Genomic DNA, 12,109 nt, shown 5'->3' with positions numbered 1-12,109 from the left:
ATTGTCCGTCAGGGCTTGAGCCAGCGGTGCAGCGCCTGCGCGAAGCTCAGCTCGAAGCGACCGAAGTAGTCGCGGCCCGCGGGATTGCTGCAGCTGGAGGTGCCGCCAAAGAGCTGTCCCACCAGATAGCGGCGCTGCCCCAGCGTGATGAAGGCCCCGGCGCCGCTGCTGCCCGGCTCCACCACGCCCTGCTGCCAGTTCACGGCGAGGAAGGTGGCGCTGGTCGCGTCGCCCGCGATGCACAGATTGGTGCTGGTGTTGCACACGCTGTAGCCGGTGAGCGTGCCGCGGCTGAGCTGCTGCAGGTCGCCTTGCGGATGGTGCACGACGGAGACGGCGGTCCCGGGCAGCGCTTCGGAGCCGAAATAGGAGCCGGCGTAGACCACGCCGGGCGGGGCGCTGTCGTTCAGCCGCAGGAAGCTAGTGTCGCTGCCCTCGTCGGCATACAGCAGCGTGGCGCCGCCGGTGCGCTGCACGTGACCCGCCGCGGTGCTGCTGGCGCCGCAGGCGCTGGCGCGCAGCAGCCAGTCGGTGCTCAGCGTGGAGGCCGTGCCCTGGTCGGCGATGCAATGGCGCGCGGTGAGCAGCCAGGGCGTGCCGCTGGAGCCCATGTCGTTCATCAAGGTGCCGCTGCACTGGTAGGCGCGGCCGTCGGCTTCGACGTAGCGCAGGCGCGCGACCGAGCGGCCTTGTTCGATGAATTCCGGGCTGCAGCTGACGCTGGCTTCGCAGCTGCCTGCGGCCTTGGCCAGGCCCAGCTGCTGCTCTGGCGTGACGGTGGTGTGCGAGAGCAGCGGCACTGCCAGACGCACCTGGGCGGTGGGCGCATCGGCCGGGATCTCGAGGATGAGCGTGGCCTGTTCGCCGGCCAGCTCGGGGCTCCAGTAGCGGCGGGCGCTGTCCTCGTCCATGCCGGCTGCGGTGTTGCGGGCGGCCAGGGCCTGCCATTGCGCGGCGGTGCCCAGCTGCGCTTGGCCCGTGGCGTCGACGAACCACAGCCGGGCGTCGGCCGGCAGGGCCTGCACCTGCAGGCCGAGGCGCAGACCCTGCGCGCCCCGGGCCACGAAGCGCAGCGCGGCGATGCGCGTGCCGCGGCCGCTGTCCTGCCAGTGCAGCAGTGCGGTGGTGCGCTCGGTGCTGGCCGTGGCTGTCAGGCTGCGGCCTGTGCCGATCTGCAGTGGCGCGCCCGCATCCGCATCAACTCCAGCCGGCGGCGTTGGCGCGAGCGGTGGCAGCGTCAGCTGCGTGATCTGCGCCGTGGCGGGCAAGGCCGGGGCAGCCGGTTTGGCCATGGGCGCCTGCTTGGCCGCGAGACCCGGGTCGAAGGGCTCGATGCGGTCGGTCGCGGCGGGTGGCGGAGCTGGCGGCTCAGGGGCGGGCGCGGGTGCAGGGGGCTGCGGTGCGGGCGGCGACTCGGAGCTGCCGCCACCGCAGGCGGTCAATGCCAGCAGGCAGGCCAGCAGGGCGAGTCGGGTGGCGTGGGAGTGCATGAAAACTGCGTCCTTCATTTGGCAAGCGCCTTGAGCGCGAGCTTGATGCCTTCGCTCACGCCCACGTCGGGCGGCAGCGCCTTGAGGCTGCTGGCCGCTTCCTTGTCGTTGTAGCCCAGCGCCAGCAGGGCTTGCAGGATGTCGTTCTGGGCCGCGCTGCCCGGCTGGGCACGCGCGCCGATGTCGGCGCCGAGCTTGCCCCTGAGCTCGAGCAGCAGGCGCTCGGCCGTCTTCTTGCCTATGCCCGGCACCTTGACCAGGCGCGCGCTCTCCTGCAGCGTGACGGCCTGGGCCAGGTCGGCGGCGTCTATGCCCGAGAGGATGGCCAGCGCCGTGCGCGGGCCCACGCCGCTGACCTTGATCAGTTCGCGAAAGGTGCGCCGCTCCGCCGCCGTGCCGAAGCCGTAGAGCAGTTGCGCGTCCTCGCGCACGATGAGGTGGGTGAGCAGGCCGATCTGCTCGCCCGCCGCCGGCAGGTTGTAGAAGGTGCTCATGGGCACCAGCACCTCATAGCCCACGCCGTGGCAGTCGATCAAGACCTCGGGCGGGTTCTTCTCGAGCAGCCGGCCCGTCAGTTTGCCTATCATTCACATCCTCTGCCGCCTGAGCGCGGCGCCTGCCGGAAATTATCCGCGTGATCCTGCGCCATACCTTCACCCCCCTGAGCAATCTGCGTCTTGCACATCTGTGCGGCCCGGCCGACGAGCATCTGCGCCAGATCGAGCTGGCGCTGCAGGTGAAGATCTCGCACCGCCAAGAGTACTTCAGGGTGGAAGGCCCCAAGGCGGCGGCCACGCGGGCGATGGAGGTGCTGCAGGCCCTGTACGAGATGGCGGCGCGCCCGCTGCGCCCCGAGCAGGTGCAGCTGCTGCTGGCCAGCGAGGTGGCGCTGGCGCAGGACGAGGATGGGGCGCTGCGCCTGTCCACGCGGCGCAGCGACCTGAAGGCGCGCACGCCCAACCAGAGCGGGTACCTGCAAAGCATCGCGGGCCACGACATCACCTTCGGCATCGGGCCGGCCGGCACCGGCAAGACCTACCTGGCGGTGGCCTGCGCGGTGGACGCGCTGGAGCGCCAGGCGGTGCAGCGCATCGTCCTCACGCGCCCGGCGGTGGAGGCGGGCGAGCGCCTGGGCTTCCTGCCGGGCGACCTGACGCAGAAGGTCGATCCCTACCTGCGCCCGCTCTACGACGCGCTCTACGAACTGATGGGGTTTGACCGCGTGCAAAAGGCCTTCGAGCGCGCGCAGCTTGAAATCGCGCCGCTCGCTTTCATGCGCGGCAGGACGCTGAACAACGCCTTCGTGATCCTGGACGAGGCGCAGAACACCACGCCCGAGCAGATGAAGATGTTCCTCACGCGCATAGGCTTTGGTTCGCGCGCGGTGGTGACGGGCGACGTCAGCCAGATCGACCTGCCGCGCGGCGCCACCAGCGGCCTGGTGGATGCCGAGCGTATCCTCAGGCGCGTGGCCGGCATCGCCATCACCCACTTCACCAGCGCCGACGTGGTGCGCCACCCGCTGGTGGCGCGCATCGTCGATGCCTACGACGCGCAGCGCAAGGCGCGCGCCTGAGACCGTCTTTCCTTTTTTCTTCCCATGATCCTTACCCTGCTCAAATCCAAGATTCACCGCGTGCGCGCCACGCATTGCGACCTGCACTACGAGGGCTCCTGCGCCATCGACGAAGATCTGCTGGACGCCGCCGGCATCGTCGAGAACGAGCAGGTGCACATCTGGAACGTGGACAGCGGCCAGCGCTTCGTCACCTACGCCATCAAGGGCGAGCGTGGCAGCGGCATGGTGTCGGTCAATGGCTCGGCCGCGCGCCGCGCCTGCGTGGGCGACCTGCTCATCATCGCGGCCTTTGCCCAGGTGAGCGAGGAAGAACGGGCCACGCACCAGCCGCGCCTGGTCTTCGTCGACGAGAAGAACCGCCAGGTTTCGCTCAGCCACCGCGTGCCCACGCAGATGATGGATTCCTGATTTTGATAGCTGCCAGCGCTTTATCCACGGGCGCTAGAGCCGTTTTTCATTGAAAATGTCCCTCGCGCAACTGGCCCTGTCCCTGCAGTTTGCCCGCGACGCCGCGCAGCACCGCGCGCTGCTGGCCCGCCACCGGGTGGCGCGCTGGTTGCGCCATGCGCTCGATGCCGACGCCGAGATCACGGTGCGCATCGTGGGCGAGCCCGAAGGCCGCCAGCTCAACGCCACCTACCGCCGCAAGGACTACGCCACCAACGTGCTCACCTTCGACTACCAGCAGCAGCCCGTGGTGGTGGCCGACCTGGTGCTCTGCGCTCCGGTGGTCGAGCGCGAGGCGCGCGAGCAGAACAAGACGCTGCAGGAGCACTACGCGCACCTGCTGGTGCATGGCGCGCTGCACGCCCAGGGCTGGGACCACGAAACCGGCGAGGAGGATGCGCGCGCCATGGAAGCGCGCGAAACCGCCATCCTGCTGCGCCTGGGCTTTGCCGACCCCTATGGGGGCCCTGGGCACTGAACGCCTGGCGCCGGGCTTGATTCCTGCGCGGGCCTGCCTCCCGAACCGACGCCCCCATCGACCACACGACCATGGACATTGCCCTGCTGCTCATCGCCGCCTTCTTCGCCGGCACCCTGAACGCCGTTGCCGGGGGCGGCAGCTTTCTCACGCTGCCCGCGCTGATCGCCGTGGGCGTGCCCTCCGTCACTGCCAACGCCACGGGCACGGTGGCGCTGCTGCCGGGCTACGTGGCCAGCATCTTTGGCTCGCGCGAGGACATGGAGCCCGCGCCCGGGCTGTCGATGCGCCTGGTCATCGTGCTGTCGCTCGTCGGGGGCGTGCTGGGCGCGGCGCTGCTGCTGGTGACCTCCAACGCCGCCTTCAACCGGCTCATCCCCTGGCTGCTGCTGGCGGCCACGGCGATGTTTGCCTTCGGTCCGCAGCTGCGCCGCTGGGCCGATAGCCACCGCGCCGAAGGCGCCCAGCCTTCGCGTGCCAAGGCGGTGGCCGGCTTGCTGCTGGTATCCGGCTACGGCGGGTATTTCAACGGCGGCATGGGCATCCTGATGCTGGCGCTCTTCGGCCTGCTCGGGCAGACGCGCCTGAACGCGATGAACGCGATCAAGAACCTCGTCTCCACGCTGCTGACCGCGATCGCGGTGGCCATCTACGCGGCGGGCGGCATCGTGCAGTGGAAGGAGGCCTTCATCATGATGGTCGCGGCCACGCTGGGCGGCTACCTGGGCGCGCGCGGCGCGCGCAAGCTGCCCGCGCCGGTACTGCGCTGGGGCATCGTCGTCATCGGTCTGGTGATGACGGTGCTGTTCTTCCTCAAGCTCTGATGGCCCCGCGCCGCGCCAGCCAGGCGGGCAGCTCGGCCATGTCGGTGAGCACATCCACCACGCCCGCGTCACGCAGTTGCTCGGCCGTGTTGACCGCGCCGCGTACCGGGCGGTAGCCGACCACGGTGGCGCCCGCGTCCACGCCCGCGCGCACGCCGATGGCCGTGTCTTCCACCACCAGGCAGCGCTCTGGCGCGACGCCCAGGCTGGCAGCGGCCGCCAGGTAGACGTCCGGCGCGGGCTTGCTGCGCGGCAGGTCGTGGCCGCTGAAGACGTGCGGCCCGAACCAGGGTGCCAGCCCGGTCTTGGCGAGTTGCATCAACACCTTGGCGCGGTCGGCGCCCGAGGCGCAGGCGATGCGCCCATCGAGGTGCGCGTGCACCCTCCGCACGGCCTCAAGCGCCCCGGCGATGGGCTCAAGCTCGGCTTGCAGACGCGCGTTGCGCCGCTCGTAAAACGTGGTCATCCAGGCATCGGTCAGCGGCCGGCCGGTTTCGCGTTCGATGCGCGCGGCCTCGCTGCGCACGGCCTTGCCGATGAAGATGTCGAGGCACTCCTGGGGCGACAGTGCCCAGCCGGATTCGTTGAGCATCTGGCACAACACGCCGTTGGTGATGGCTTCGCTGTCGACCAGCACGCCATCGCAATCGAACAGCACCGCGGTGAGGGTTCCCGTCATGCTTTCAGTGTCTCGAATTTGGCGGTGAGGCGTGCATCATCGTTGGTTGCCAGACGCACACCTGGTCTCGCCCGGCCTGCTTGGCAACGTACAGCGCGGTGTCGGCGCGGCGCACGAGTTCGGCGGCGCGCTGCAACAGCGTGTGCGCGTCATCGCCCGCCGCCAGGGCCAGCGGCTGCACGCTGGCCGCGCCGACGCTGATGGTGATGATGCCGTCGACCATACCCTCGCGGTGCGCCATGCGCAGTTCGCGGATGGCCTCGCGCAGGCGCTCGCCCACCGCCTGGGCCTGCTCATCGGTGGCGCCGGGCAGCAGCACGGCAAATTCCTCGCCGCCATAGCGCGCCACCATGTCGCCCGCGCGCCCGGTGGCCGAGGCCAGCGTGAGCGCCACGCGGCGCAGGCATTCGTCGCCCGCCAGGTGGCCGTAGTGATCGTTGTAGGCCTTGAACAGGTCGATGTCGATCATCAGGATCGCCAGCGAGGTGCGCCCGCGCTCGGCGCGCTCCCACTCCTGGCCCAGCGCCTCGTCCAGCGCCAGCCGGTTGGCCACCTGCGTCAGCGGGTCGATGCGCACCTGCGCCTCCAGTGCCGAGCGGTAGCGCTCCAGCGCTTCCTCGGTCTGCTTGCGTTCGGTGATGTCCTGGACGGTGCCGACGATGCGTTGCCGCTGCGTCTCCTGATCCTCGGTGTAGTCGCCCAGCACCTCGATCCAGCGCGTCTGCCCGTCGCCCTGGCGCAGGATGCGGTGCTGCATGTGCAGGGGCTGGCGCGTCAGGATGGCTTGGCGGTTTTTCTCCCAGACGCGGTCGCGGTCGCGTGGGTCAACCCGTGCCAGCCATTGATCGCGCGTGGGTGTCAGGCCGGGTTCGATGCCGAAAATTTCACAAGCCATGGGAGAGGCGCGATAAGTCTTCGCGCTCAGGTCGTAGGCGTAGTAACCGATGGCCGCGGCCTTTTGCGCGGCATCGAGCCACAGCATGTGCTCTTGCAAATCGCGCTTGAGCGTGCGTTCGCGCTGCCACGCGCCGCGCAGCCACAGCAGCGCCAGGCTGCCCGAGAGCAGCAGCACCAGGCTGGCGCCGAGCCCCAGCACCTGCCAGTTGCGCTGCTGCACCTCGGCGAAGGCCTCGGCCGTGTCCATCTTGGAGACCACCAGCCAGGGGCTGTCGGGCACCGCGCCCGCCGTGGCCACCACGCCATGGTGGCGGTAGTCATGCGCGTAGAACACGCCGCGCACGCCGCGCATCAACTGGTCGGAGAGGGCGCCGGCCGCGTGCCCCGTGGCCATGTAGCGCGTGAGTGGCGCGTCGTCCCATTGGCGCAGGGGGCTGGCGTACAGCAATCCCTGTTCATCCTGCTGCACCAGCAGCGATTCGGCGCTGTGGCTGGTGGTGGGCCAGCCCTGCAACAGCGGGTACAAAGTGGTGCTCGCGTCCATCACCAGCCAGACGGCGGCCAGGCTTTGCCCGTCCATGTCGAAGAGGGGAACGAGCATGCTGAAGTAGGCGAAATCGAAGCTGCTGCTCCGGCGCAGGCCGACGATGACCGGCCCTGCCTGCGCGAAGACCTGCGCCAGCGCCTCGGCCTCCACGGCGGGCAGTTGTCCATCGGTGGGGCCCTGTGCGCCCAGGAGCCGTCGCCCCTGGGGGTCGACGAGAAAGGCGCCGCTGTACTGCAAGCGCTCCACCAATGACCGCAGCCGCGTGCGCAGCAGCGCTTCATGCGTCGGGTCACGCTGTTTGAGCCACAGCGAAGCTGCGGTGGCCAGAGTTTCGTCGTCGCTGAGCATTTGCGCTTCCGCCAACTCATGGGCGCGCCACGCGCCAATCGCGCTGATCTGCAACTGGTTGACCGCGTTCAACCCCGCCTCCACCTGGTGGCGGAAACGCACCTCGCGCGCCGCGTAGGTGTTCCACAGCGCCCAGGCCATCACCGCGAACGCCGTGACCAGCAGCAGCGCCCACCCGAACATCGCGTGTCGGGTGGCTGTGTGTCGACGCGGTTGCCAACGCATGATTGTTTCTGGATATTTCAGAATACCGGGCGCGCAGCGTACCATGGTGCATGGGCGAACGAATGCACGCGCATGCTCAGGTGCATGGGTCGCCCGCCATCTCAAGACATGGAGTTTTCGGATGACGGTTGCTCGCTCGGATCATGGAACGCATATCACGGGGGCTGCGCTTGATCGGCGTCAGTGGCTGGCCCGGGCGGTGGCGGCGGGCGCGGCCTCCATCGCTGGCGGGCTGCCCCCGGCGTGGGCCGCCAGCGGCTCGCGCGGCGTCACGCTCAGCACCACGCAGGAGCCCTCCAGCCTCGATCCCACCACCGACGCGCTGGCCGCGGTGGGCGGCGTCACGCACTACAACATCCTGGAGGGGTTGACCAAGATCGAGGAAAACGGCAGCGTCTCGCCGCTGCTGGCCGAACGCTGGAGCACCAGCGCCGATGGCCTGCGCCATACCTTCGAGCTGCGCCAGGGCGTGCGCTTTCACGATGGTGCCGCCTTCACGTCGGATGCCGTGCGTTTCAGCTTCGAGCGCTCGGCCGCGCCCGGCTCGACCAACAAGGCGCGCAAGGCGCTGTTTTCCAACATCGCCCGCATCGAGACCGAGGGCCCGGGGCGCATCCATCTGACCTTGCGGCACGCCGACGCGCAGTTCCTGTTTCACCTGGGCGAATGCACGGCCGTCATCCTGCACCCCCAAAGCGCGGGCCAGGTCGCGACGCAGCCCGTGGGGACCGGCCCCTACCGGATGGCCGAATGGCGCAAGGGCCACAGCCTGCGCCTGACGCGCGTACCGAGCTACTGGGGTGAACGGCCCAGGATGGAAGAGGCGGTTTTTCGCTTCATCACCAGCGCCGACGCGCAGGCCGCCGCGCTCGATTCGGGCGAGGTCGATCTGCTGTTCCAGTTCGCCACGCCCATCGTGCAGCGTTTTCGCGGCAACCCCGATTTCCAGGTGCTGGTCGGCGGCTCCAGCGGCAAGACCATGCTGGCGCTGAACCATGCCCGCAAGCCGCTCAATGACTTGCGGGTGCGCCGCGCGATCACGCACGCGATCAACCGCGAGGCGATCATTCGCCGCGCCTTCGAAGGCCGGGGTGACCCCATCGGCAGCCACTTCGCCCCGACCGACGCGGGCTACCTGCATCTGGAAAACCTCTACCCCCACAGCCCGGAGCGCGCGCGCGCGCTGCTGGCCGAGGCCGGAGTGCGCGTGCCGCTGCACCTGCGCTGCGCCTTGCCGCCCACGCCCTACGCGATCACCGGCGCGCCGCTGCTGGTGCAATACCTGGCCGAGGTTGGCATCACGCTCGAACCCGTCCCCATGTCCTGGAAGGAGTGGCTGGCCGGGCCGTTCAAGGGCGACTTCGATACCACCTTCATCAACCATGTCGAGCCGCTCGATTACCTGATCTACACCGATCCCGACTACTACTTTCATTACGACAGCGCCGCCTTCCGCGAACTGGTGGCGCAGCATGCGACGGCCGCTAACCCGCGTCTGCGCCAGCAGATGTTCCAGCGCATCCAGCGCCACCTCGCGCAGGACGCGGCCAACGTGTGGGTCTACACCCCTCAGGTGGGCACCGTGGTGCGCAAGGGCCTGCGCGGCGCGTGGGTGAATTACCCCATCGTCGCGCACGATGTCGCGGCGTTGTGGTGGGGGTGAATTCAAGCAAAAAGTGGCTGTAACGCAGTACAGTAAAGCGCCACCAGCTATCAATTTGAATAATCAATGCGGCATCTGGTCCGAGGGGGAACCCGTGCCTGCTGCGACAATCCGGGTCATGAACCACACCTATGTGCTGACCTTGTCCTGCCCGGACCGCCTCGGGCTGGTGCATGCCGTCTCGGGTTTCCTGCTCGAGCACGACGGCAACATCGAAGAAGCGGCGCAATACAACGACCCGGCCACGGGCCTCTTTTTCATGCGCGTGCAATTCGCCTGCGAGCGCCACGATCACGCGACGCTCGCCGCGCGCCTGGCCACCTTTGCCGAGCCCCATGCGATGCGCTGGAGCCTGCACGATCTGGCGCGGCCCATGAAGACCGTCATCCTCGTGAGCCAGCAAGGCCATTGCCTCAACGACCTGCTGTTTCGCGTCAGGAGCAGCCTGCTGCCCATTGAGGTCGCCGCGATCATCAGCAATCACCGCGATTTCTACCAGCTCGCCGCCAGCTACGACATCCCGTTCCACCATCTGCCGGTCACCGCGGCGACCAAGGCGCAGGTCGAGCAGCGCCAGCTCGAGATCATCGAATCCGCCGGGGCCGAGCTGGTGGTGCTGGCGCGCTACATGCAGATTCTCTCGAACGACTTGTGCGGCAAGCTGGCCGGGCGCGCGATCAACATCCACCACAGCTTCCTGCCCAGCTTCAAGGGGGCCAAGCCCTACCACCAGGCCCACCAGCGCGGGGTCAAGCTCATCGGCGCCACGGCGCATTACGTGACCGCCGACCTGGACGAAGGGCCGATCATCGAGCAGGACGTCGCGCGCGTGGACCACACCCACACCGTGGAAGACCTGACCGCGCGCGGGCGGGACACCGAAAGCCAGGTGCTGGCGCGCGCCGTCAAGTGGCACAGCGAGCACCGCGTGCTGCTCAATGGCCACAAGACGGTGGTGTTTCGCTAGCTCGACAGTTCTTCCCAGCGCTGCAGCGCCTGCATCAAGAGCTCTTCGATCTGCGCGTCGCGCTGGTGCAGCGACACCGCGCGTGCGTTGTCGCGGCTGTAGAGCGTGCCGTCGGCCAGTTCGTCGCGCAGCGCCCGCTGCTCGGCTTCCAGCGCATCGATCTGGTCGGGCAGTTGTTCGAGTTCGCGCTGCTCCTTGTAGCTGAGCTTCTTCTTCTGCGGCGGCGCCTTGGCGGTTTGCGTGCGTGGCGCGTCGACCTTGGGTGCGGCCGCCGCCGGGGCCTTGGCCGCGGCCCATTGCGCACTGCGCCGGGACTGCGCAAGCCAATCCTGCACGTTGCCTTCGTATTCGCGCCAGCGCCCCTGGCCTTCGCTGGCGATGATGCTGGTCACCACGTTGTCCACGAAGCGCCGGTCGTGGCTGACCAGGAAGACCGTGCCCTCGTAGTTCTGCAGCAGCTCTTCCAGCAGCTCCAGGGTGTCTATGTCCAGGTCGTTGGTCGGCTCGTCGAGCACCAGCACATTGGCCGGGCGCGCGAACAGGCGCGCGAGCAGCAGCCGGTTGCGCTCGCCGCCCGACAGTGAACGCACCGGAGAGTGCGCGCGCGCTGGCGAGAACAGAAAGTCCGCCAGATAGCTGCGCACGTGCTTGCGCTCGCGTCCGATCTCTATCCATTCGCTGCCCGGGCTGATGAAATCCTCCACCGTCGCATCCAGGTCCAGCTGCGCGCGCAACTGGTCGAAGTAGGCCACCTGCAAGGTGCTGCCCAGGCGCACCGTGCCGCTGTCGGGCTGTAGCTCGCCCAGCATCAGCTTGAGCAGCGTGGTCTTGCCTGCACCGTTGGGCCCGAGCAGTCCGACCTTGTCGCCGCGCAGGATGATGGCGCTGAAATCCTGCACCACCCGCTTGTCGCCGAAGGCCTTGGACACATTCTCGAGTTGCGCCACCACCTTCCCCTGGTAACCGCCACTGGCCGAATCAACATCCATCCTCACGCGCCCCAGCGTCTGGCGGCGCTGCGCATGTTCCTGGCGCAGCGCCTGCAGGCGGGCGATGCGGCTCTGGCTGCGGGTGCGCCGGGCCTCCACGCCCTTGCGTATCCAGACTTCCTCCTGGGCCAGCAGCTTGTCGGCCTTGGCGTGAATGAGTTCCTCGCGTGCCAGCTGCTCGGCCTTCTGACGTTGGTAGGCGGCAAAGTTGCCGGGGTAGGAAAGCAGCTTGCCGCGGTCCAGCTCGACGATGCGTGTGGCGATCGCGTCCAGAAAGCTGCGGTCGTGCGTGATCGTCACCACGCTCCCTGCAAAGCCCAGCAGCAGCTCTTCGAGCCAGGCGATGGCATCCAGGTCGAGGTGGTTGGTCGGCTCGTCCAGCAACAGCACCTGTGGCCTGGCCACCAGAGCCTGCGCCAACGCCACGCGTTTTTGCATGCCGCCGGAAAGCTCGCCCATGGGCTGTTCACCAGGCAGATTCAAGCGCTGCAGCGCTTCCTGCACGCGCTGCTCCCAGGTCCAGGCATCGAGCGCTTCGATGCGTGTTTGCAGGTTTGCAAGCTCGACCGCGTCGCTGGTCTGCTGGTAACGCTCGCGCAATGCGATCGCCTCCTGCAGGCCCAGGGCCACGGTGTCAAAGACCGAAGCCTGCGGCTCGAAGCGGGGTTCCTGTGCCACGTAGGCCACCCGCGTGCCTTGCTCCAGCACCAGCGCGCCATCGTCGAGCGTCGCCAGACCCGCCAGCACCTTGAGCAACGAGGACTTGCCCGCCCCATTTCGCCCGATCAAACCCACGCGCTCGCCCGCCTCAAGCGAAAAACCCGCCTTGTCCAGGAGCGGCCAGTGCCCGAAGGCAAGCTGCCCCTCCATCATCGTGATCACTGCCATGCGGCCAGTTTATAGGGGCGGTCCTGATCTCCTGAAACTTTTTCTCTCCATCTCTTGCGCGTGGTGCAAAACTTGGTATAGAATTCAT

Annotated in this window: 11 protein-coding genes; 6 read left to right on the top strand and 5 right to left on the bottom strand. The window is 68.2% G+C overall.

Annotated elements, in window-relative coordinates:
* Positions 1-8: 8 nt before the first annotated feature.
* Both FOZ74_RS16455 and ruvA read right to left on the bottom strand, forming a co-directional pair.
* Positions 9-1,508 (bottom strand): trypsin-like serine peptidase, encoded by a 1,500-nt coding sequence (locus FOZ74_RS16455; protein ID WP_284698428.1) that lies wholly within the window; start codon positions 1,506-1,508, stop codon positions 9-11.
* Positions 1,505-2,077 (bottom strand): Holliday junction branch migration protein RuvA, encoded by a 573-nt coding sequence (gene ruvA, locus FOZ74_RS04930; RefSeq protein WP_146912022.1) that lies wholly within the window; start codon positions 2,075-2,077, stop codon positions 1,505-1,507. The genes FOZ74_RS16455 and ruvA overlap by 4 nt, the downstream gene beginning before the upstream one ends.
* A 47-nt stretch (positions 2,078-2,124) precedes the next feature.
* On the opposite strand from ruvA, the gene FOZ74_RS04925 reads away from it, so the two are divergent.
* The 4 genes from FOZ74_RS04925 to FOZ74_RS04910 all read left to right on the top strand — a co-directional run bounded on the left by FOZ74_RS04925 (position 2,125) and on the right by FOZ74_RS04910 (position 4,818).
* A complete protein-coding gene (locus FOZ74_RS04925; protein WP_146912021.1) occupies positions 2,125-3,066 on the top strand; it encodes a PhoH family protein in 942 nt (313 codons plus the stop codon).
* 24 nt (positions 3,067-3,090) lie between these two features.
* Complete coding sequence (panD, locus tag FOZ74_RS04920) at positions 3,091-3,477, top strand: aspartate 1-decarboxylase (RefSeq protein ID WP_146912020.1); 387 nt, start codon at positions 3,091-3,093, stop codon at positions 3,475-3,477.
* A gap of 55 nt (positions 3,478-3,532) precedes the next feature.
* The gene (ybeY, locus tag FOZ74_RS04915; RefSeq protein WP_146912019.1) at positions 3,533-3,994 is read left to right on the top strand and encodes an rRNA maturation RNase YbeY; all 462 of its coding nucleotides are present in this window, start codon (positions 3,533-3,535) and stop codon (positions 3,992-3,994) included.
* A gap of 71 nt (positions 3,995-4,065) precedes the next feature.
* Positions 4,066-4,818 carry a sulfite exporter TauE/SafE family protein gene (locus FOZ74_RS04910; RefSeq protein ID WP_146912018.1) on the top strand — a complete coding sequence of 251 codons (753 nt, stop codon included), beginning with the start codon at positions 4,066-4,068 and terminating at the stop codon, positions 4,816-4,818.
* Here FOZ74_RS04910 and FOZ74_RS04905 read toward each other — a convergent pair.
* Together FOZ74_RS04905 and FOZ74_RS04900 are read right to left on the bottom strand one after the other, a co-directional pair.
* On the bottom strand, positions 4,808-5,497 hold the full coding sequence (locus FOZ74_RS04905) for an HAD family hydrolase (RefSeq protein ID WP_146912017.1): 690 nt from the start codon (positions 5,495-5,497) through the stop codon (positions 4,808-4,810). The genes FOZ74_RS04910 and FOZ74_RS04905 overlap by 11 nt on opposite strands.
* A gap of 4 nt (positions 5,498-5,501) precedes the next feature.
* Complete coding sequence (locus FOZ74_RS04900) at positions 5,502-7,472, bottom strand: sensor domain-containing diguanylate cyclase (protein ID WP_146912016.1); 1,971 nt, start codon at positions 7,470-7,472, stop codon at positions 5,502-5,504.
* A gap of 163 nt (positions 7,473-7,635) precedes the next feature.
* Between FOZ74_RS04900 and FOZ74_RS04895 the strand changes: the two genes are divergently transcribed.
* Together FOZ74_RS04895 and purU are read left to right on the top strand one after the other, a co-directional pair.
* A complete protein-coding gene (locus FOZ74_RS04895) occupies positions 7,636-9,177 on the top strand; it encodes an ABC transporter substrate-binding protein (RefSeq protein ID WP_146912015.1) in 1,542 nt (513 codons plus the stop codon).
* Positions 9,178-9,295: 118 nt separating this feature from the next.
* Positions 9,296-10,144 carry a formyltetrahydrofolate deformylase gene (purU, locus tag FOZ74_RS04890; protein ID WP_146912014.1) on the top strand — a complete coding sequence of 283 codons (849 nt, stop codon included), beginning with the start codon at positions 9,296-9,298 and terminating at the stop codon, positions 10,142-10,144.
* Here the strand turns inward: purU and FOZ74_RS04885 are convergent.
* The gene (locus tag FOZ74_RS04885; RefSeq protein WP_146912013.1) at positions 10,141-12,021 is read right to left on the bottom strand and encodes an ATP-binding cassette domain-containing protein; all 1,881 of its coding nucleotides are present in this window, start codon (positions 12,019-12,021) and stop codon (positions 10,141-10,143) included. The two genes, purU and FOZ74_RS04885, sit on opposite strands and share 4 nt — an antisense overlap.
* Positions 12,022-12,109: the final 88 nt, after the last annotated feature.

It is taken from the genome of Comamonas flocculans (genome assembly GCF_007954405.1).
GTDB lineage: Bacteria > Pseudomonadota > Gammaproteobacteria > Burkholderiales > Burkholderiaceae_C > Comamonas_C > Comamonas_C flocculans.
Note: the sequence above shows the minus strand (reverse complement) of the source record. Positions and strands in the feature narration are given on the sequence as shown.